The 21,141-nt window shown below is 52.7% G+C and carries 21 protein-coding genes, 1 CRISPR repeat array and 1 riboswitch; of the genes, 18 read left to right on the top strand and 3 right to left on the bottom strand.

Features of this window, described 5'->3' with window-relative positions; translation table 11 throughout:
* Positions 1–118: 118 nt before the first annotated feature.
* Positions 119–1,166: direct repeats of the CRISPR family, unit length 28 nt; unit sequence CTTCACCGCCGAACAGGCGGCTTAGAAA.
* 363 nt (positions 1,167–1,529) lie between these two features.
* The 3 genes from ACXAF9_RS15210 to cobU form a co-directional block, all read right to left on the bottom strand.
* Complete coding sequence (locus tag ACXAF9_RS15210) at positions 1,530–2,042, bottom strand: tlde1 domain-containing protein (protein ID WP_475075542.1); 513 nt, start codon at positions 2,040–2,042, stop codon at positions 1,530–1,532.
* A gap of 182 nt (positions 2,043–2,224) precedes the next feature.
* Positions 2,225–3,274: a nicotinate-nucleotide--dimethylbenzimidazole phosphoribosyltransferase gene (cobT, locus tag ACXAF9_RS15205; protein WP_475075541.1), complete on the bottom strand. Its 1,050-nt coding sequence runs from the start codon at positions 3,272–3,274 to the stop codon at positions 2,225–2,227.
* A gap of 38 nt (positions 3,275–3,312) precedes the next feature.
* The gene (gene cobU, locus ACXAF9_RS15200) at positions 3,313–3,939 is read right to left on the bottom strand and encodes a bifunctional adenosylcobinamide kinase/adenosylcobinamide-phosphate guanylyltransferase (RefSeq protein ID WP_475075540.1); all 627 of its coding nucleotides are present in this window, start codon (positions 3,937–3,939) and stop codon (positions 3,313–3,315) included.
* Between the two features lie 58 nt (positions 3,940–3,997).
* Positions 3,998–4,235, top strand: a riboswitch (cobalamin riboswitch).
* Between the two features lie 117 nt (positions 4,236–4,352).
* Between cobU and ACXAF9_RS15195 the strand changes: the two genes are divergently transcribed.
* The 18 genes from ACXAF9_RS15195 (at position 4,353) to cobW (ending at position 21,136) form a co-directional block, all read left to right on the top strand.
* Positions 4,353–5,153, top strand: a complete 801-nt coding sequence (locus tag ACXAF9_RS15195) for a DUF4198 domain-containing protein (protein WP_475075539.1) — start codon at positions 4,353–4,355, stop codon at positions 5,151–5,153.
* A 17-nt stretch (positions 5,154–5,170) separates the two neighbouring features.
* On the top strand, positions 5,171–5,791 hold the full coding sequence (gene cbiM / locus ACXAF9_RS15190; protein WP_475075538.1) for a cobalt transporter CbiM: 621 nt from the start codon (positions 5,171–5,173) through the stop codon (positions 5,789–5,791).
* Positions 5,784–6,392 carry a hypothetical protein gene (locus tag ACXAF9_RS15185; protein WP_475075537.1) on the top strand — a complete coding sequence of 203 codons (609 nt, stop codon included), beginning with the start codon at positions 5,784–5,786 and terminating at the stop codon, positions 6,390–6,392. Before cbiM ends, ACXAF9_RS15185 begins: the two co-directional genes overlap by 8 nt.
* A gap of 9 nt (positions 6,393–6,401) precedes the next feature.
* Complete coding sequence (cbiQ, locus tag ACXAF9_RS15180; protein WP_475075536.1) at positions 6,402–7,184, top strand: cobalt ECF transporter T component CbiQ; 783 nt, start codon at positions 6,402–6,404, stop codon at positions 7,182–7,184.
* Positions 7,181–7,882 carry an energy-coupling factor ABC transporter ATP-binding protein gene (locus ACXAF9_RS15175; RefSeq protein ID WP_475075535.1) on the top strand — a complete coding sequence of 234 codons (702 nt, stop codon included), beginning with the start codon at positions 7,181–7,183 and terminating at the stop codon, positions 7,880–7,882. The genes cbiQ and ACXAF9_RS15175 overlap by 4 nt, the downstream gene beginning before the upstream one ends.
* Entirely contained in the window at positions 7,882–9,264 is a 1,383-nt protein-coding gene (locus ACXAF9_RS15170) for an MFS transporter (RefSeq protein ID WP_475075534.1), read from the top strand. Before ACXAF9_RS15175 ends, ACXAF9_RS15170 begins: the two co-directional genes overlap by 1 nt.
* A gap of 8 nt (positions 9,265–9,272) precedes the next feature.
* Positions 9,273–10,925 (top strand): ATP-binding protein, encoded by a 1,653-nt coding sequence (locus ACXAF9_RS15165; protein ID WP_475075533.1) that lies wholly within the window; start codon positions 9,273–9,275, stop codon positions 10,923–10,925.
* A gap of 34 nt (positions 10,926–10,959) precedes the next feature.
* The gene (cobO, locus tag ACXAF9_RS15160; RefSeq protein ID WP_475075532.1) at positions 10,960–11,547 is read left to right on the top strand and encodes a cob(I)yrinic acid a,c-diamide adenosyltransferase; all 588 of its coding nucleotides are present in this window, start codon (positions 10,960–10,962) and stop codon (positions 11,545–11,547) included.
* Complete coding sequence (locus ACXAF9_RS15155; protein WP_475075531.1) at positions 11,547–12,902, top strand: cobyrinate a,c-diamide synthase; 1,356 nt, start codon at positions 11,547–11,549, stop codon at positions 12,900–12,902. Before cobO ends, ACXAF9_RS15155 begins: the two co-directional genes overlap by 1 nt.
* Positions 12,903–12,924: 22 nt before the next feature.
* A complete protein-coding gene (locus ACXAF9_RS15150) occupies positions 12,925–14,058 on the top strand; it encodes a cobalt-precorrin-5B (C(1))-methyltransferase (protein ID WP_475075552.1) in 1,134 nt (377 codons plus the stop codon).
* Positions 14,055–14,825: a precorrin-6A/cobalt-precorrin-6A reductase gene (locus tag ACXAF9_RS15145; RefSeq protein ID WP_475075530.1), complete on the top strand. Its 771-nt coding sequence runs from the start codon at positions 14,055–14,057 to the stop codon at positions 14,823–14,825. Before ACXAF9_RS15150 ends, ACXAF9_RS15145 begins: the two co-directional genes overlap by 4 nt.
* Before the next feature lie 3 nt (positions 14,826–14,828).
* Positions 14,829–15,470, top strand: a complete 642-nt coding sequence (locus ACXAF9_RS15140) for a precorrin-8X methylmutase (RefSeq protein ID WP_475075529.1) — start codon at positions 14,829–14,831, stop codon at positions 15,468–15,470.
* The gene (cbiE, locus tag ACXAF9_RS15135; RefSeq protein WP_475075528.1) at positions 15,470–16,792 is read left to right on the top strand and encodes a precorrin-6y C5,15-methyltransferase (decarboxylating) subunit CbiE; all 1,323 of its coding nucleotides are present in this window, start codon (positions 15,470–15,472) and stop codon (positions 16,790–16,792) included. Before ACXAF9_RS15140 ends, cbiE begins: the two co-directional genes overlap by 1 nt.
* Complete coding sequence (gene cobI, locus ACXAF9_RS15130; protein WP_475075527.1) at positions 16,783–17,541, top strand: precorrin-2 C(20)-methyltransferase; 759 nt, start codon at positions 16,783–16,785, stop codon at positions 17,539–17,541. Before cbiE ends, cobI begins: the two co-directional genes overlap by 10 nt.
* Positions 17,538–18,296, top strand: coding sequence for a cobalt-precorrin 5A hydrolase (locus ACXAF9_RS15125; RefSeq protein ID WP_475075526.1), 759 nt, complete (start codon positions 17,538–17,540; stop codon positions 18,294–18,296). The genes cobI and ACXAF9_RS15125 overlap by 4 nt, the downstream gene beginning before the upstream one ends.
* 84 nt (positions 18,297–18,380) lie before the next feature.
* Positions 18,381–19,157 carry a precorrin-3B C(17)-methyltransferase gene (gene cobJ, locus ACXAF9_RS15120; RefSeq protein WP_475075525.1) on the top strand — a complete coding sequence of 259 codons (777 nt, stop codon included), beginning with the start codon at positions 18,381–18,383 and terminating at the stop codon, positions 19,155–19,157.
* Positions 19,158–19,235: 78 nt separating this feature from the next.
* On the top strand, positions 19,236–20,042 hold the full coding sequence (gene cobM / locus ACXAF9_RS15115; RefSeq protein ID WP_475075524.1) for a precorrin-4 C(11)-methyltransferase: 807 nt from the start codon (positions 19,236–19,238) through the stop codon (positions 20,040–20,042).
* Between the two features lie 20 nt (positions 20,043–20,062).
* On the top strand, positions 20,063–21,136 hold the full coding sequence (gene cobW / locus ACXAF9_RS15110; protein ID WP_475075523.1) for a cobalamin biosynthesis protein CobW: 1,074 nt from the start codon (positions 20,063–20,065) through the stop codon (positions 21,134–21,136).
* Positions 21,137–21,141 lie beyond the last annotated feature (5 nt).

The following is a 21,141-nucleotide window of genomic DNA, read 5'->3' as shown; positions in this document are numbered from 1 at the left end:
ATCTGATCGTTGTAAGGCCCGTAACTACGGGCCTAACTGTGCATCGTGATAAAGAGGGTATTTTCCATTTTTGACAAAAAGCTCTTTAACAATCAGGTACATATTGTTATTTTTTCTACTTCACCGCCGAACAGGCGGCTTAGAAACAAGCCACCAAAGTGCGCGACTTTCAGCGTGCCTTCACCGCCGAACAGGCGGCTTAGAAATTCCACAGCCGATACGAGGGCGCTGGCAGCCTCTTCACCGCCGAACAGGCGGCTTAGAAAGAGAACGATCTTAATTACCCCGGCGCGATCGACTTCACCGCCGAACAGGCGGCTTAGAAATTGCTAGAGGGCAAATATCCCCAATGATACTTCTTCACCGCCGAACAGGCGGCTTAGAAAACCCCTTTTATCTGATAGCCCTGCCCGACTTCCTTCACCGCCGAACAGGCGGCTTAGAAACGAAGAGGTCTTGTGCGTATTACCGGAAAATGCTTCACCGCCGAACAGGCGGCTTAGAAAAGCACAATCATCGCATTAGCCGCCGCGACGGGCTTCACCGCCGAACAGGCGGCTTAGAAACGAAGGAACTCAGCCACGCAATCAAGCGCTGGCTTCACCGCCGAACAGGCGGCTTAGAAAACAAGGCGCACTTGCATATCGTAATAAACCCACTTCACCGCCGAACAGGCGGCTTAGAAACGAAGGGGTTCGGGGTTCTAGTGACACCCGAACTTCACCGCCGAACAGGCGGCTTAGAAAATCGGGATTTACTATTACCGTACCGCCATTAGCTTCACCGCCGAACAGGCGGCTTAGAAAGCCGATAACTCGAACCTGTTTCTTGGCGTCATCTTCACCGCCGAACAGGCGGCTTAGAAATTCAAGAAAGAAGAGAAGATCATCCCACCAGCCTTCACCGCCGCACAGGCGGCTTAGAAATACGGCCGTACCGTACTGATCTTCTGCATCAACTTCACCGCCGCACAGGCGGCTTAGAAATCCCTCATTAATTTCCAACCTCCTCACTCATACTTCACCGCCGCACAGGCGGCTTAGAAAGTAGTCAAATGATAGTTGACTAGTCATCCAGTCTTCACCGCCGCACAGGCGGCTTAGAAATTCTGCAAATTTAGGCTGCTTTAAAATACGGGCTTCACCGCCGCACAGGCGGTTTAGGAATATAGGCCGATTACTGAGTAGTCAAAATATCGACTTCACCGTTGAAGGTATAAAAATATCAGATTATTATAGCCGCAAGAAATCGCGGCTATAATTTAAGTCATAAAATAATGTGCTGTATGGATTACTTTTTTCTGATTTTCCATATAGTTAAAACTATTGTGGTTAATATCACAAATGAAATTGAGTTTGTGATAATGAGCCCTGGCATAGGGTCAACCCACTTATCCATGTTGGTAGTCTGATTGTAATAAGGCGGGCCTGAACCGTAAAACTCAACATAGGTGTTATAGTCCAGTACTAGCGTTGTTGCTAGTATAGCTAAAAATAGAATAGTAAGAGCAGCTTTGGTAATAGCCATTATTAATCTCTATAAATTACTTCAAGCTGTATGTAACATTTGGACAAGTCTGACTCACTTTTTAGGTCGTCAATAAATTTATCCATTTCGTTGGTCAAGTCTATACAGCCAGCGCTACCCGGATATTTCCCGCCATGTATGAAGAAACCTCCTCTTTTGTAGGTTTCTGTTTCAGGGTAAGGGTGTATTGATATACGGTAGTTCCCCCAACCATTTCTATGTCTCTGTAATGCATCTGACGAGTACATGAACCTGAGTTGAACCTCCTTAAAAAAGGTTCTTTCCCATAGTTCATCGAGTCTAATCCAATATTTGCCTGCTGGAATAGGGCCTTTTCCAGATGCTCTCTGTGACTCTAGAGAGTAGTCAGAAGGCTGCTTTCCAGATACGGCGGAGTATTTATATTCTCTACCGTTATTGCCGGTGAATATGAGGAAATTACCGTCAAACTTCAATCTTGAAGAATTGCACGATGCAAAATAAGGGGCGTATCGCTCGCTAGCGTAAACTGACATGATTAGATTATCCTTAATCTAGTGCTTCCTTTCGATCCCTATCAAATATATTCATTATTTAATCACAACTCAAGTTGCATGTGTGATGGTGTCTTATACCAATCCAGTCTCTCAATACGGTGAGTGTACATATGCGATCATTATCTATCACTGAGAAAGAAAAATAATGTCCTCTGCGAGTTTTACTCCTCAGCCCCTGAAACCCCAGCCTCGGCAAACGTCGCCATCTTATTGTGCAATTCGCACGCTAAGCGGATCAGCGGTACAGCTGTTGCGGCGCCACTGGCTTCGCCTAAGCGCAGCTTCAAATCAATCAAGGGCGCTTGTTGAAACGCATCGAACAGCGGTTGATGGCCAGGTTCGGCCGATTGATGGGACAGCAAAAGCCATGGCTGAACGCTTGGGTTTAATGCAATCGCGTAGCGCGCGGCGACGGTGCAGATAAACCCATCGACCAAAGCGGGGATGCCCGCTTGGGCAGCGGCGATGTAGGCACCACAAAGTGCCGCTATCTCAAACCCGCCAAAGGTTTGTAGCTTCTCGAAGGTATTTAGGGAGCCCGCGTTATGGAACGCCAAAGCGCCGTCAATCACAGCCGCTTTGTGCAAAAGCCCCTCTTTATCTAAGCCCGTGCCTGGGCCTGTGAGTTGTTCTGCGGGCACACTCAGTAGGGCACAGCCCAAAGCGGTGGCCGATGTGGTGTTGGCGATGCCCATTTCGCCGCCAATCCACAAGTCTGCTTGGTGCTCTTTTGCCCGTGCAATTGCATCAAAACCTGCTTTTAGTGCGAGCTCTAGCTGCTTAGCACTCATGGCGGGGTGTTTGGCAAAGTTGTGCGTGCCATCGGCAATGCGCGCATCAATCACCTTTGGGGTGTCCGGAATGGGCGTTTTGGAGCCCACATTAGTGACGCTAAGTGTGGCGTTGAGTGCGTTGGCTAATACCGAGATCGCTGCGCCACCGTGGGCAAAGTTTAATACCATTTGCGTGGTGACTTCCTGCGGGAAGGCCGATACGCCTTCGTCGGCAATGCCGTGATCGGCGGCGAAGATATCAATGGATATCTGTTCGCACTTTGGGGTCTTGGTGCGTTGTAAGGCGGCCAGTGTGATGGCGATCTTCTCCAGCTCGCCAAGGGACCCAGGTGGCTTGGTTAGTTGGTTTTGGTGCGCATGGGCCGCGTCACGATGTAATTGGCTAGGGGCATCAGCGGGTTGGGTGTACCAAGTCATGGGTATCCTCGATCTATCGGGTGTTTACTGGGCAAGGCTTAGGGCAGAGCCGGGCCTTTCATCACTAGGGGTAAGCCTGCGGCCATAAAAACCACACGCTCGCACAGTTTGGCAAGGTCTTGATGCAGATAGCCGCTCTCATCCACAAACTGGCGACTGATTTTGCCCATGGGGACAACCCCCATGCCGACCTCGTTACTGACAAAGATAATGGGCGTGTCGATTTGGCTTAAGGTTACAAGCAGCTCGTGCTTTTGCGCCTGCCAAAACGCCTCGTCTTTCATCAAACAGTTACTGAGCCAAAGCGTTAGGCAGTCCACCATAATGGCATCATGGTGTTGGTGGTCTTGGATGGCTTTGGCAAGCTCGATGGGCTCCTCGATGGTGCACCAATCGCTTGGGCGCTGCTGGCGATGCAGGGCGATGCGCTTATCCATCTCGGCGTCGTTGTATTGGGTATCGGTTGTCGCGATGTAAGCGATCTTGGCGCCGTAAGTGGCGGTCAGTGTTTCGGCAAGTTGGCTTTTGCCAGAGCGGGCGCCGCCTAAAATCAGTTGCTTCATCACAATCTCGGTTCGATCAAAGCCGTTATGGTACACGATAAACCTCACTACAAAAGAGCAATACTGCATTGCGATGTGTGCGTGTATGTTTTTATCGATCATCTATTTGATTCATGCACAGTCGCAAAATACTTGATTGCAAAGGTTCTGTTCCATCGGTATCGTTGGGCGCTTATCAGACCGTACGAGAGTACAGGCTTTATAAAGGATAAAGCTCGGGAAGTTGGTGCGTAACCCGTTGTAATACCGGGTACAATCCCAACACTGCCCCCGCAACGGTAGATTGGTGATGCCAGTTCGAAGGCCACTGTGCACTGCATGGGAAGGTGATCTGGCTGATGGGTTGTTTAACGCCCTCGCTGATGAGTCCGGATACCAGTCTGATAAGATACCATGGTGTTGCGGAGGGCTTCACCGAGTAATGATTCAGGCACAACGATGAATGCATCGTTTGGTTGTGCTGCGGGTCTGCTTATCCTCCCCAACTCCGACACCTATACTGTTGGAGATATTCAGTGTTTAAATCGATCGCCCTAACATTAACGGCCAGCACGGCACTTATTTCGACTGCGGCCAGTGCTCATTTTCAATTGTTGTACACCCCAGAACTGCTTCATGATCGCGGCGGTAATGTGCGCTTTGATATGCCTTTTACCCATCCGGCCGACAGCGGCACCGTAATGACGGTCGATCAGCCCGAAGCGTTTTACGTGATCAAAAAGGGTAAGAAGACCGATCTAATCGAGACGTTAAAGCCAGCTAAATGGCAAAGTGCCGAGAACCTAGGGGAGTCCTACGAGGCCGACTACAGCCTTCGTGGTATGGGCGATTATGTGTTCATCTACGAGATGGCGCCGTACTTTGAGGCGTCCGAAGATCTGTACATACAGCAGATCACCAAATCCATCGTGAACGTCGGCAGCTTGCCAACCGATTGGAACGAAGACTTAGGCCTTAAAGCCGAAATCGTCCCGCTCACCAAACCCTACGCCATCTATGAAGGCGGTACCTTTACCGGCGTGGTAAAAAGCGAAGGTAAACCTGTGCCCTTTGCTCAAGTTGAGGTCGAGTACGTTAATTATCGACCGGATACCGAAGCCAACGCTTTTGCCAAAGAGCCTAGCATCCATATTCCGGCTGATGCGTTTGTCACCATGACCATGTACGCCGATGCTAATGGTACTTTTACTTTTGGTATCCCCAAGGCCGGTCAATGGGGCTTTGCCGCATTAGGCGTAGGCCCGGATAAAGAGTACAAAGGCAAAGAACTGTCCCAAGATGCCGTCATCTGGGTTCAAGCAGTACCGGCGCAGTAACGGCTAAGGATTCTAAGATGCATATTGTAGATGGTGCGCTGTCCGTCCCAGTTTTAGTGGCCGGTGGTGTATTGACCATTGCGGGTGTGGCGTTGGGCCTTAAAAAAATGGATTACGACCACCTGCCTCAAGTAGGTGTCTTGTCTGCGGCCTTTTTTATTGCCTCCTACATTCATTTGCCCATTGGCTTCTCCAGTGTGCATCTGATTTTAAACGGCTTAATCGGTTTGGCCCTTGGCTGGGCCGCGTTTCCAGCGCTCTTGGTAGCGCTCTTTCTGCAGGCTGTGTTCTTTGGTTTTGGCGGCTTTTTGGTGTTGGGGGTGAATACCGTCAACATCGCGCTGCCAGCCGTGATGATCTATTACCTGTGCCGACACGGTATCAGCGCCTCATCACCCAAGGTGGCCGCTGTTTGGGGGGCAATCGCTGGGGCGGGGTCGATTGTGATCACCACCTTGATGGTGGCGTTCTCGTTAATGCTCTCGGGCGAGGCTTTCCTTCTGGCCGCCAAGGCGACCTTTGTGGCACACATACCGGTCATGATTGTGGAAGGCTTTGTAACCGCAGCCGCGGTGGTGTTAATCCGCAAAGTTAAACCGGAATTTTTAGGATTAGACGAGGAGCGGGCATATGGTTAAGGCTGTGCGTAAAATCCTATTAGTCATCGGTGTGTTAATGATGGCGTGTAATGCTTCCGCTCATAATGTGATTGGTGGCGTGTACGCCATTGGAGATGTAATCGAAGGGGAGATCGGTTTCTCGAACGGGGATATGGCCTCCGCAGGTACCGAAGTAATCATCTTTGATGCGATGGGTGAGGAGCTCGGTCGTGTGACTACCAATGATGAGGGCTTTTTCACCTTTAAAGCGACCAAACGGATCCAACACAACTTTTACGCCAACTTAAGCTCGGGCCATGTGTTTGAGATTGCACTGCCTGCTGATGAGCTACCAGACACATTGCCAGGCCCGGATGGGGAACCTTCGGTAAGCGCGGGTGATGTTTCAACCACTGAAAACAGCCAAGGTATGATCGCCAATCAGGCCGAGCTTCAAGCGATGATCGAAAAAGCGGTGGCCAAACAAGTAAAACCGCTTCGCCAAGAGATCCTCGCCCTGAAAGAGAAAGCCGGAATGCAGGACATCATTGGCGGCATTGGCTATATCTTTGGTTTGTGCGGTATCGGTATTTGGTGGCGTCAGCGTAAGCTCGATCAACAAGCGGCCAACAAAGCCTAAGGGACGATCATGCCTCGGTTTTTAGAGCACAGCGGCACCTCGTGGAAGGGGCAAAAGGTTAAGCACGATCAATCTTGTATTGATCGGCTCGACCCGCGTCTTCGGGTGGTGATGGTCACTGTATTTGCGTTTGTGACGGTGCTCTCGAACCACTTTGGCGTTTTGACGCTGGCGGTATTGATCGGTTTTGCCTTGGCTATTTTGGCGCAGTTAAATGTAAAACGTACGCTTCGCCGAGTGATTGCAATGGATATGTTTATGATCTTCTTGATCATTCTGTTGCCGTTCACAACGCCCGGTGAAACCTGGTTCACCCTGTGGGGTTTATCCGCCAGTAAAGAAGGTTTTTTGCACGCGTTGATGATCCTCCTAAAAGCGCATGCGGTGGTGCTCTCTTTGTTGGCATTGGTCGGGACACAAAGCGCGACCACGTTAGGCCATGCGCTAGCCCACTTGAAAGTGCCGGAAAAACTCGTGCACTTGATGCTCTTTACCGTGCGGTATTTAGAAGTGATTGGGCAAGAGTACAAGCGGATGCGCCGCGCCATGCAGGCAAGGGCGTTTGTGTTGAAAACCAACCGCCATACATGGCGCTCGATTGGTTACTTAATTGGGATGCTGTTGGTGCACTCGATAGAGCGCTCCGAGCGCATCATGGATGCAATGAAATGCCGCGGGTTTAAGGGGCAGTTTTATCTATTGGATGAGATGGCCATGACCCAGCACGATGTTCGTTGTTTGATCTTATTTATCCCCTGCATTGGGGTGTTGGTTGGGCTGAATTTTTTATGATCGACCCAAATACGCTGATCAAAGTCACTGGCTTAACCTACCGCTACCCACGCCGTGGCGTGGTGTTGGATGCCGTGGATTTTAGCCTGCACGCCGGCGAGCGTGTGGCGCTCACCGGCCCCAACGGCGCAGGTAAAACGACCTTGCTGCACCTCTTGGTTGGTTTAAAAAAGCCGAAAGCGGGCGAGGTCTGGGCTTTTGGTGAAACCCGAACCGAAGAAAAACAGTTTGTTGAAGTGCGCGCACGAGCAGGCTTTTTGTTTCAGGACCCCGACGATCAGCTCTTTTGCCCAACGGTATTAGAAGATGTGGCCTTTGGCCCGCTTAACCTTGGCAAAACGCGCGAACAAGCCCTTCGCATTGCCAGCGACACACTGGCTGCACTGGGTATGGCAGGCTTTGAAGAGCGCATTACCCATCAGTTATCAGGCGGGGAAAAACGGATGATCACACTGGCATCGGTGCTGGCGATGGAGCCCGATGTGTTGCTACTGGACGAACCCAGCAATGCGCTGGATACACAAGCGCGCAAACGATTGATCGACACCTTACTCGAACTGCCTCAAGCGATGATCATCATCTCGCACGATCAAGATTTTATCGATCAACTCGCCACACGCGAAGTGCGCCTAGAGTCGGCAAAACTACTTGACAAAACGCCGACCAAACCGACATTAGCCGAGGCGGAGGCCGTTTGATGACGCTGTTAGCGCCCCTTAAAAACAGCGCGTTTCGCTGGCTTTTTTTAGGGCAAGTTGCCTCCTTGGTGGGCACCGGCCTTACCACGGTGGCGTTGGCGTTATTAGCATTTGATTTAGAGCCCAGCCAAGCGGGGTGGGTGTTAGGTTTGGCGCTGGCCATCAAAATGGTTGCCTATCTAACAGTAGCACCAGTGGTCGGTGGCTATGCCACCCAGCTGCCCCGAAAGCGCTGGTTGGCCGGTTTAAACGTGGGGCGTGCTGTGCTGGTGGCCCTGTTACCACTGTGCGATAGCGCATGGCAGTTGTTTGGTGTGATGTTTTTACTCAATGCCATGGCCGCGGGTTACACACCGGTGTATCAGGCGTTGTTGCCAGATTTGCTACCGGATGAAAAAGAATACACCCAAGCCTTGTCACTCTCGCGTTTAGCGATGGAGATGGAAAGCTTATTAAGCCCTGCGCTTGCGGCGTTTTTATTGCTGTTTGTTAGCTACTCGGCCTTATTTGAGTTAAACGCCATTGGCTTTGCGTTGGCATCAATGTGTTTGTGCATAGCGGCCATCCCTGCGGCACGCGCCAATGACCGGGTGGGCGGTGTTTGGCAGCGCGTAAGCTTTGGTATCCGCAGCTACCTAAAAACACCTCGGCTACAAGCGGTGTTGTTGCTGAACCTTGCGCTCTCGTGCGCGGGGGCGATGATCATTGTTAACACCGTGGTCTATGTGCGCCAGCAATTGGGCCTTACGGAAGAGTATGTACCGTTAGTGATGCTGTTTGCCGGTGTTGGGTCTATGATCAGTGCGTTCTTGCTGCCATCGATTTTGGAGGCGATTCACGACCGCACCGTTATGTTGATCGGGGCCTTGTGTTTGGTTTCGGCGTTACTGCTAGGCCTCACCGCCCCCGGATTTTATGGGCTGCTCCCCATCTGGTGTGTGATAGGTTTTGGTACCAGTATGATTTTGATTCCGACCGGGCGGGTGGTGCGTAACTCTTGCAAAGCGAGCGATCGAAACGATTACTTCTCGGCCAATTTTGCCCTAACGCACGGTATGTGGTTGGTGGGCTATCTGATGGCAGGCTGGTTGGGCAGTCGTTTTAGCATGTCGGGGGCTTTTTTAGGCTTAGGCAGTATCGCTTTGTTAGCGGGGCTTGCGGCGATGATGATCTGGAAAAAGAGCGATCAGCACATGCTCTGGCACGAGCACCCCGCGGTGGATCACCTGCATCCGCACGTGCACGATGAGCACCACCAGCACGAACACGAAGGGTGGGAGGGGCCAGAACCGCATGTACACCCACATTTTCACCCTAAGCAACGTCACAAGCATCCGTTTGTGATTGATGAACACCACGTCCACTGGCCGAAAGAGCAGTAGGAAGGATTATGACTCAAGCGCATTTCCCATTCGCCGCCGTATATGGGCAAGATCAATTCAAATTGGCCTTGATTCTGGTGGCCATACATCCGGCTATCGGCGGTGTGGTGATCAGTGGCCCGCGTGGCAGTGCGAAGTCCACTCTGGCGCGTGGCATGGTGGATCTGTTATCGGTCGATGATCAGTCCCAAGAGCCCGCCCCGTTTGTGACCTTGCCACTGGGTGCCAGTGAAGAGATGCTTGTTGGCACCCTGGATCTTAACCAAGTGCTCAACGATAAACAGCTGGCGTTTCACCCAGGCTTGTTGGCTAAGGCACACGGCGGCGTACTCTATGTGGATGAGGTCAACTTGTTGCCCGATCCATTGGTGGATCAACTCTTAGATGTGTCGGCCAGTGGCGTGAACCGGGTTGAGCGCGATGGCATTAGTCACAGCCACCCCGCCGAATTTGTTTTAGTCGGCACCATGAACCCCGATGAAGGGGAGCTGCGCTCGCAACTGTTGGATCGCTTTGGTCTTTGGGTTGAGCTGGATACTCAGTTGACACCGCAAGCGCGCGTCGAAATTGTCAAACGCCGTGAGCAGTTTGATCAAAACCCAAAAGCCTTTACTGATCAGTACGAAGCCGACAAAAACGCACTCATGGCGCGCATACAGGCGGCCAAAGCCCACATCCTTGAAGTGGCGTGTGATGACGCCTTACGGCTAGAGATTGCGACCCGCTGCGCCGAGGCCCATGTGGACGGTTTACGCGCCGACATTGTTTGGTTTCGTGCGGCGCTGGCCCACGCGGCTTATCAGGGCAAAACGGCGGTCACTCAGGATGATATCGACGCTGTCGAAGTCTTGGTGTTGGCACACCGCCGTAAGCAGTCGCCGACACCCCCTCAACACAACAGTCCACCGAGCCCACCGCCTAACTCTGGCTTTAAACGCCCGGAAGAGAGCAAACCACAAAGCGAAGGGCAGTGGGGGGCGATGACACCTAAGCGGCAAACCAGCGCTGAGAAAACCGCGGTTAATTTGCCAGAGGATGTCCTTCAGGAAGCCTCAAAGTCCAGTAGCGCCCAGGCTATCAAGGGGCGAGCGACCTCCCAAAAGCCTGATTGGTTTAAAACCCTGATTGGCACTTTGCCGGAGTGGCCACCCAAGGCACTTGCATTCAAGCAGCAGGGGCGAAAGCCCATGCATCTGCACCTGGTGTTGCTCGATACCTCCGCCTCTGTTTTAAAGGAGCAGGGCTTTGCCTACGCAAAAGCGGCGGTTTTACAGATTTGCGAAAAAGCCTATGTCAAACGGGAGCAGATCGCCGTATTTGGCTTTGGTAACAGTGAAGTGACCCCGTTATTACCCAGAGTCCGAGCACCCAAAGCACTGCGACACTGGATGGATGAGATCACCGCAGGCGGCGGTACCCCCATGCAAGCGGCCTTCACCGAGGCGCAGCGCTACCTTCGTCAGCTTAAAAAGCAGCAACCGGATCTGCACGTGACGGCCTATGTACTCAGTGATGGGCGAAGCAGCAGCTCTTTGGCGGGGATCGAGCTGGAGGCGAATCTGGTGTGGATTGATACCGAGCTAAGTCCTGTAAAGCGTGGCAAAGGGCCGCGATTGGCTGCCGAACTGAACGCCACCTACCTGTCGTTGGCTGGGGCTTAATGTAGCCATAGCATAAAGAGTAAAGAGGAAACCGATGAAAACCCATCAAGAGCGCATGGCCAAAAAGAAAGAGGTGATCGATAAACGCATCGCCCGTGCCACCGAAGAGCGCGGCGTATTGATCCTTCTGAAAGGCAACGGCAAAGGCAAAAGCAGCTCGGCGTTTGGCACCATGGCGCGTTGTGTTGGTCACGGGAAAAAAGCCGCGGTGATCCAGTTTATTAAAGGCCGTACCGAAACCGGCGAGTACAAGCTGTTCCGCGATCATGATCAGATCGATTGGCACGTTATGGGCCACGGCTTTACGTGGGAGACTCAGGACAAAACCCAAGACATCGAAGCGGCAAAGCAAGCATGGGCGTTGGCCGAGCAGTATCTGAAGGATGATCGATACGAAATGCTGGTCTTTGATGAGCTCAGTTACATGTTTAAGTACGAGTACCTGCCGCTGGAGCCAGTGATCGAGGCGCTGAAAAACCGCCCTAAACACCAAAATGTAATGATCACCGGACGCATGATGCCCGAAGGGCTAGAAGCGATTGCCGATACCATCAGTAATATTAAAGATGAGCGCCACGCGTTTCGTTTAGGGGTGAAAGCCCAAGCGGGAATTGAGTTCTAATGTTGCCATCATCCATGCAAGATCACCCAGTGGAAGCATCGACTTTGTCGGTGCAGTGCCCTGCATTGTTTTTATCAGCGCCAAGTTCAGGTGAGGGGAAAACCACGATTACGGCGGCCTTGGCGCGGTACTTTAAAAACCAAGGGCGCATCGTCAAAGTGTTCAAAACAGGCCCCGACTACCTAGACCCGCAGATCCTAGCGCAAGCCAGTGGGCAAGATGTCGAGCAACTGGACCTTTGGATGGCAGGCGAGGCGTATTGCCAACAAAAGCTGTTTGAAGCGGCGCAAACGGCCGATCTGATTTTGGTCGAAGGGGCAATGGGCATGTTTGATGGCGACCCATCCAGTGCCGACCTTGCTGCGCGCTTTAACCTACCGATTGCCATGGTCATGAGCGTTAAGGGGATGGCGCAAACCGCAGCGGCGCTTGCGATGGGCTTAGCGAACTACCGAGATGATGTTGAGGTAGCGGGGTTAATTGCAAACCACTGCGGTACCGAACGCCATGCCGAGCTGATTCGCGATGCATTACCCAAGTCTCTGCCCCTCTTGGCAGTGCTGGCCCGTGATGCCGAGGTTGCCTTGCCCGAGCGCCATTTAGGCTTGGTGCAAGCTCACGAGGTGTTCGATGAGTTAGAGCGCTGCTTTGAACTGGGTGCTCAATGGATTGAAGGGCCACTGGCGGTTAAAAATGCCATTACCGAGTTGCCAAAGCCGGTCACCTTTTATTCGGCGACCTTGCCAAGCGTTGCGCCCCTGCTAGCCGGTACACGCATTGCGGTTGCTAAAGATGAAGCCTTTAGCTTTATTTACGATGCCAATGTGCGATTACTTGAACAGATGGGGGCAGAGCTTAGCTTCTTCTCCCCGCTGCACGATACGCGCTTGCCAGAGGCCGATGCCCTTTGGTTGCCAGGCGGCTATCCAGAGCTGCATGCCAAGCCGTTGGCCGAGAACCACGCGATGTTGGAGCAAATACGCGGCTTTTATGCCGCCAATAAGCCGATCTTGGCCGAGTGCGGTGGTTTTCTATACTGCTTAGAGACCTTAACGGATCTTGAGGGGGAAACTCACCCGATGCTCGGTCTGCTTCAAGGTCAAGGTGCGATGCGGGGTAAGCGTGGGTGTCAGGGGATGCAAACCGCGGTTCTACCAGAGGGTGATGTCCAAGCGCACGCGCATCATCGATCGCGCAGCGAAGGCACACCAGAGCCCATCGGGCATGGTCGAAGACAGCGACACCCAGCCCCGGGTGAGGCGATCTACCGTGATAAAGGGCTAACGGCCAGTTATTTGCACCTGTTTTTTGCCTCCAACCCTGTGGCTGTTGCGGCACTTTTTGGTCGCGGCTAAGACGCTTAACTTGGATTGAATGATGTGGCCAGAAAGTAGCGAACAACCCAAAGCACTGCGTACCGGACTCACAACAGGCTGTTGTGCGACGGCGTGCTGTGTGGCGGCCGCGCAAGCGCTTTTGGCAAACAAACGGCCAGCGGTGGTCGAGGTGCTTTTACCCCGTGGCCAGTTGGTTGAATTACACATCGAAAGCTATCAAAGCCTTGAAACAGAGCAGGGCATTCGAACTGCCACGATCAAAGATGCCGGTGATGACCCAGACGCAACTCATGGGGCAACGGTGTTTGTGGAGCTGCGCTTAGTGGATCAGGGCGGGGTCGTGTTTAAACCCGCGAAAGGTGTCGGCACGGTTACCCGCGAGGGCTTGGTGCTGGAGGTCGGTGAACCTGCCATCAACCCCGTCCCGCGCAAAATGATGACCGAACACTTAGAAAACGCGGCCAAGGTGTATGACTACAGTGGCGGGTTTGAGGTGTCGGTTGGCGTGGAAAAAGGCGAGGAGATCGCCCTTAAAACCATGAACCCGCGGTTAGGTATCTTGGGTGGTTTATCCATTTTGGGCACTACAGGTATCGTGCGACCTTACTCGTGCGCGGCGTACATCGCATCGATTCGCCAAGGCGTGGATGTGGCAAGGGCCAATGGGCTGGATCACATCGCAGCCACCACCGGCAGTACCAGTGAAGCGGCCATTAAAGCCCATTATGGTTTATCCGATATGGCGTTAATCGAGATGGGCGACTTTGTGGGGGCTTTGCTGAAACATCTTCGCAAAGCTCCGGTGAATAAACTCAGCATCTGCGGCGGGTTTGGTAAGTTGACTAAGCTGGCGAACGGCCATATGGATCTGAACAGCCGAAGCTCCAGCATCGATTTTGAACATTTGGCGCATTTGGCGAAAACCCAAGGGGCTGATGCCAGCTTACAAGCCCAGATTCTGACCGCCAACACCAGTATGGAGGTACTCAAGTGGTGCCAAGCCTGCGAGGTGGATTTGGCCAGCGCCGTGTGTGATCAGGCGTTAGCCGTTGCTGAATCGGTGGTGCACACGCAGCACCCAGACACTGAAATCGAAGTGTGGGCGACGGATCGTAAGGGCAATATGATCGGCTATGCGGGTCGTAAAGCCGATACATTAGGCGGTGGCTTGTGACCCTCTTACTGTTAGGCGGCACCTTGGATGCAAGACGAAGCTTAGCCGGCCTTGAAGCGGCTGGCATTACCCAATCTCATCGCGTGATTTACAGCGTGGCGGGTAAGGTTAGGGTTCCGAACCTTGCGTGCGAGGTGATCACGGGGGGCTTTCGCCAAAAGGGCGGTTTAACCCAGTATTTAGCGCAGCAGAAAGTGGATCTTATCCTTGATATGACACACCCCTTCGCTGAAGCCATGAGTCATACCGCCGTTACCGCCAGTAAAGCGGTAGGCATCCCTTGCTGGCGCTTTGAGCGGCCCGCGTGGGTTGCAGGCCCTAAGGACCGTTGGCACTGGTTTGATCAACGCATGGATATGTTTCAAGCCGCTGAAGGTTATCGCTCGGTGCTATTAAGTGTTGGTCAGTTAACGGCCGATGAGTTGGCGCTGTGCGATCGCTTTAACCGTCAATCCGGTCAACAACAGCTGCTGCGTACCGCTGTGGCATCGGAGCACACATTACCGTTGGGCATGCGCTGGCTTCAAGCGATAGGGCCGTTTGAATTGGCTTTGGAGTCGGCCTTACTGCGTGAACATGGGGTTGATCTGATCCTCAGTAAAGACAGTGGCGGTGAGGCAACCCAAGCTAAGTTGATCGCCGCGCGCGACTTAGGAATACCGGTGTTTTTACTAAGGCGCCCCACGCTGTTAGCGGCCGAGAAAACGTTTCAACAGACAGAGGCTTGTGTACACGCCGTGTGTGCATGGGCAAAAGGACAAGAGTAAACCGTGGCATTTGAGTACGAAATCAATCCGCAAGCGATCGAAAAAGAGAGCTTTCGCCAAATTCGCGAACTAACAAAGTTGGACCATTTTGATCGGGAACAACAGCAAGTGGTGATGCGCATTGTGCACAGCTTAGGCATGCCAGAACTTGCCGAGCAGGTGCGCTTTAGCGAAAACGCCTGTGCAGCGGGGATGGCGGCTTTGGCCAATACCGGTGAGATCCTTTGTGATGTAGAGATGGTACGCCAAGGCATCACTAAACGGATGATTACCCGCTTACCCAGTTGCTACCTGAATGACCCACGCGCCCAAGCGCTCGCGTTACAAACTGGCGAGACACGCTCGATGGCGGCGGTGGAGTTATGGCGAGACTCTTTAGCGGGCAGTGTGGTTGTGATCGGCAATGCGCCAACGGCTCTGTTTCGTTTACTGGAGATGATTCAACAAGGCGCCGATAAACCCGCCTTGATCATCGGTATGCCGGTCGGGTTTGTGGGCGCGGCGGAATCCAAGCAAGCGCTTTGGGAGGTGCACAAAGCACTCGGCATCGAGTGCATTACTCTGCTAGGTCGCCAAGGTGGCAGTGCGGTATCGGCGGCCAGTTGTAATGCGCTGCTTCGATGCAATCGCGGGGAATACTACTGATGTTTTCGGCAAACCCCGCGCGTATCCACATTGCAGGCTTAGGCGTGGCCGAACAAGCCGCTTTATCGGATGAGGCTAAGAGGGCTTTGGCATCAGTGACGTGCGTGATCGGTTCTGAGCGCCAATTAGCAACAATTGAGCCTTGGGTACAACCGAATCACACCCTGCTGGTACTGCCCAAACTGTCTCAGTTACATCAGGTGATAGAAGATCTTTTAGAACAAGATCAGTCGGTTATGGTGCTGGCATCCGGGGACCCTCTGTTCTACGGAATTGGTCGCTGGTTTAGCCAACGCTATGATGCGACGCAGTTAATTTTTTATCCTGCGGTATCTAGCCTTCAAGTTGCATGCCACCGTTTAGGGGTATCATTACAGGATGTTGAAGTATTAAGTTTGCATGGTCGACCAGCCGCGAAAATGCTCACCCGTTTGCGTCAGCATCAACCTTTATTGATCCTTACCGATCAACACAGCACCCCGTCTGCGCTTGCAAAAATCTGCATCGACGCAGGTTTTAATGAGGCGCAGTTAACGGTGTTAGAGGCACTTGGCTACCCCGAAGAGTCGATCCGACGTTTTCGTGCGGATGCGTTAATCGATAGCAACACCGATGCCCATACCGCTGAATTTCATCCACTGCACGTGACCTTGTTAGAACCTGGGACCAATCATGGGTATCTTCCGGCGTTTCCGGGGATACCGGATTCGCACTTTGTGACCGACTCTGACACACCGGGCAAAGGGATGATCACTAAGCGCGAAGTGCGTTTGGCCATTTTGTCGTTAATGCAGTTGCAGCCAAAAGACCATGTCTGGGACATCGGTGCAGGGTGCGGTGGTGTGGCTATCGAGATGGCTTATTGGCAACCCCAAGCCAGCATTGAAGCCATTGAACATCATCCAGAGCGCTTACGTTGTCTAAACGCCAACCGCTTGCGTTTTGGTGTGGTCTCTAACCTAACTGTGATTGAAGGGCGCGCGCTTGAGTCCATTAGCGATCTTACTGTGCCCAATAAAGTCTTTATCGGCGGCAGTGGTGGCGAGCTGCCTGCATTACTCGCGAGCGTGTGGTCTTTGCTGCCACAAGGCGGGGTGCTGGTGGTGAGCGCGGTGACCGAAAATACCAAACAGACGGTGTTTGAGTTTTGGCAAACGCGCGAGCACACAGGTGATGCCCAACAAGAGACACTGCAAGTTGCGATCAGTCGCGGCGAAACATTAGCAGGCCAACTCAGTTATCGACCCAATCTGCCCGTGACTCTGTATGCCTTTACTAAAACAGATCATCACACCCCAACGCTGGAGTCACCATGTCATTGAAGAAGTCACTGAAACAGTCACTGAAAAAAGGACGTTTCATCGGTGTGGGTGTAGGCCCAGGTGACCCGGAGCTCATGACGGTCAAAGCGTGGCGGGCGTTGCAAAGTGCGCCGGTGATCAGCTTTTTGGTGAATGAGCAGGGGCGCTCGCAATCCAAAGAGATTGCCCAACCTGCGCTCGAGTCGGCCAGCGAAAAAGCGCTCGAGATCCCTATCTCGATGCCGATGCTGACCGAGCGCAAAGCCGCCAATGCTGCTTACGATCAAGGCGCAAGCGAGATTCAAACGCACTTAAATAACGGTCTAGATGTGCTGTTTTTATGCGAAGGGGACCCGCTTTTTTACGGCTCTTTTACCTATTTACTGGACAGGCTCAGCAGTGAGTTTACCTGCGAGGTGATACCAGGGATCACATCCGTTAACGCCGCATCCGCGACCTTGGTGCACCCGTTAACCATGCTGAAAGAGTCCTTTGCTGTTATGAACGGCCGGCACAGCGATGAACAGATCATCAATGCACTTACACAACACGACTCAGTGGTGATTATGAAAGCCGGACAAGCGCGCCCTCGATTATTGGCGCTACTGGCGCAAAGCGGCCGCATTCATGAGGCGCAGTATTTGGAGTACATCGGTCGGGAAAATCAACGCATTGTTCAAAATGTAACCACGCTTGAAGCCGAAGCTGGGCCGTACTTCTCCTTGTTTGTCGTGACCTCGAGTCAGCGCGGGCACAGGGAATCAAGATGATTCGGATCATCGCCTTAACCGAGAACGGAAAAAACCTGGCTGAGCGCTTGGTTTGTGCGCTTTCTGGGGCGCAAGTGTGTTATAAACCGCAGCCGTTTGCAGATGTGGTCCAAGGCTTTTTTAAGGCCGGCGATAAGCTGATCTTTATCTGCGCCACCGGCATTGTGATGCGCACCTTGGCCCCCGTGTTACAGGATAAATACCAAGACCCGCCGGTGCTGGTGTTGGATGAGCAAGGGGCGTTTGTGATCCCGCTGTTATCTGGTCACGAAGGCGGCGCGAATCATTGGGCCACCGAGGTCGCTGATCTGATCGATGCGACCCCCGTCATCACCAGCGCACAGCTCTACCTTAACCCCACATTTACGGTGGGGATGGGCTGCGAGCGGGGTTGCCCTGTGGATGAGTTAGAGCGCTTATTGATGGCCTGCCTTGAAGAGGCGGGTTTAAAGCTTGAGCAGATCGATGCGCTTGCAAGCATCGATATCAAGGCGGACGAGGTGGGTTTGATTGCGCTTGCGGATAAGCTCAATAAGCCTTATCGCACGTGGGATAAGACACAGCTTGCCGAGGTGGATGGACTACTCAGTACACGCTCCGATTACGTGTATCAAACCGTTGGGGTGTACGGTGTGGCCGAGTCCGCTGCGCTTTACAGTGCTCAGCAGTTAACGGGAAAAACGGCCGAGCTTGTGCTGAACAAACAGAAAACGAAAAAAGCCACCTGCGCCATTGCTCGAAGCTTTGCTGAATAAGCCCGAGCGTTGCCGAAAGGCCTGGTGACACGCGTTTAGATCGATTAAACGCCATAAAGAATGATTAAGAGTTTAGAGAGTTCAATGACAAAACTATTTGTAGTGGGCACAGGCCCAGGTGATCGACAGCTGGTCGCGCCAAAAGCACGCGAGGCCATTGTCGCCAGTACCGATTTGGTCGCCTACGGCTTATATCTAGACCTTCTTGGGGATGTGTGTGATGGCAAACAGCATCACGACTTACCTTTGGGTGAAGAGATTGGTCGTGCTCGATTGGCATTGGATTTGGCCGCGGCTGGTAAAACCACGGCGCTGATCTCAAGTGGCGATATTGGTATCTACGCGATGGCAACCTTGGTGTTTGAGTTGTTGGATCAGCAGTTGCAAGGTAAAGAAAATCACCCTGAATGGTTGAACGTCGATATTGAAGTGATCCCCGGTATTTCGGCGATGCAAGCCGGTGCGAGCCGCGTGGGCGCTTTGTTGGGTCACGATTTTTGTACGGTGTCCTTATCGGATTTGCTCACTCCATGGGAAACCATCGAAAAACGCATCCACAGTGCCGGCACTGGGGATTTTGTCATTTCGTTTTATAACCCGGTATCAAAAAAACGTGATTGGCAGCTCAATCATGCGCGGGATATTTTGCTCCAATACCGCCCGAAAGAGACGCCAGTATTGCTGGGGCGTCAGCTTACCCGTGAAGATGAATCGATCCGCATCATCACCCTTGGCGAGTTGGATGCAAAAGATGTCGATATGTTTACCTTGGTGAGTGTCGGCAACAGCGAATCCCGACACATTGTGAATGGCTCAAAAGAGTGGGTGTACACCCCACGTGGCTATTCGAAAAAGCTGTAATTACCGTGCATAAATCAAGTAAATGCAGCGCATAAACAAAGTATTTTCAAAGCGTTAAACGCGTAAGCGGGAAAGAGTATGACGGTTTATTTTATTGGTGCAGGCCCTGGAGACCCAGAACTTATGACCCTAAAAGGGCATCGCATTGTGCAGCAGTGCCCTGTGGTCTTGTACGCGGGCTCATTGATCCCACGCGAGGTGCTGGAGTCAGTAGAAGGCAAAGCGGAAAAGATCATCGATACCGCCAGTATTGACCTTGATCAGATCACCGCACACATCGAAGAGGCCCACCAAGAGGGTAAAGACGTCGCACGTTTGCAATGCGGCGACCCCTCCTTGTACGGCGCAATCGGTGAACAGATCCGCCGTCTAGAAGCGAAAGGGATCGACTATGAGGTTATCCCTGGGGTCAGCGCAGTGGCGGCATCGGCGGCGTACCTTAAAAAAGAGCTCACGCTATCGGGTGTGTCCCAAACCATCATCATGACCCGTTACGAGGGCAAAACCCCGTTTCCAGAGCGCGAGCGCTTGCCTCAGTTAGCGCAAAGCGGTGCGACCTTAGCCATCCATTTAGGTGTGACGCGCATCCATAAAATCGTCGATGAGTTGATCCCGCATTACGGCGAGGACTGCCCGGTGGCGGTCTGCTATCGAAGCTCGTGGCCGGATCAGGATAAAGTCACCGGTACTTTGGGTGATATCGTTGCCAAAGTGCGCGAAAAAGGCTTTACCCGCACCTCATTGATCTTGGTCGGGCGCGTGCTGGATACCGATGAGTTTGCAGACTCGTATCTTTACGACAAAGACCAAGCGCACGTCTTTCGTAAGAAAAAACACACCGCCAAGGTTTCTCAGGATTCCGACGCAACACCATCAGCCGAATAACCCAACACAGAGTATTCATCATGCAATTAAATAAGATTCCGACCACCGTTGTTACTGGGTTTTTAGGCAGTGGTAAAACCACATTGCTGTCTAATGTGTTAAAGCAAGCCGCGGGCAAGCGCATCGCGGTCATCGTCAATGAGTTTGGCGAGCTGGACATCGATGCGGATCTGCTTCGCAGCTGCCCACTGGAGTGCGACGAGAGCGAAGCAACCGCGGTTGATGTCGGTAATGGCATCTATGAACTGGCCAATGGTTGCATCTGCTGCACGGTCGAGGAGGAGTTTTTACCCGTGATGCAGCAGTTGGTTGAGCGGCGCGATGAGATCGATCACATCTTGATCGAAACCAGTGGCTTGGCACTGCCAAAACCCTTGGTGCAAGCCTTCAACTGGCCCGGCATCAAAGAGTATTGCACAGTGGATGCCGTAATTACCGTCATTGATGGCCCTGCGGTGGCGGCAGGGCGCTTTGCCAATAATGAAGAGCAGGTTCAAGCTCAGCGTCTGGCCGATGAAAGCTTAGACCATGACCCTAGCCTTCAAGAACTCTTGGAAGATCAGCTCAGTGCGGCTGACCTTGTCGTGGTCAGCAAGAACGATCTTCTCTCGGATGAGCAACGCCAAAACGTCGAAGCGCGTGTAAGCGCCAAAGTACCTGCAGCGGTAAAAACCGCGTACATCGCCAACGGCGAAGCCGATCTTGAGATGCTGCTGGGGTTGGATTGCGCCACTGAAGAGCGCATCGAAGCGGTACACAACCACCATGATCACCACCACGATCACGGCCATGAGCACGACCATGCACACGACCACTTTGATTCATTCGTGATCACCTTGGGTGCGGTGGACAGCGACAAGCTGCAAAGCGTCCTGAAAGGCTTAGTGCAGGAGTACAACATCTACCGTGCTAAAGGCTTTGCGGCGCTGCCTAATAAACCCATGCGCCAAGTCTTGCAGGCGGTGGGCAAGCGTTTGGATGTCTACTTTGATCGCCCTTGGGGCAATGATGAGCCAAAAACTCAGCTGGTGTTCATTGGTAAAGGCATTCAGGAAACCACCATCAAAGCCGCGCTTGAAACGGCTCTTGTTTAACGGGT

This window comes from Neptunomonas sp. ABH4_499 (assembly GCF_056160565.1).
This window is presented reverse-complemented; position numbering and strand designations above follow the sequence as displayed.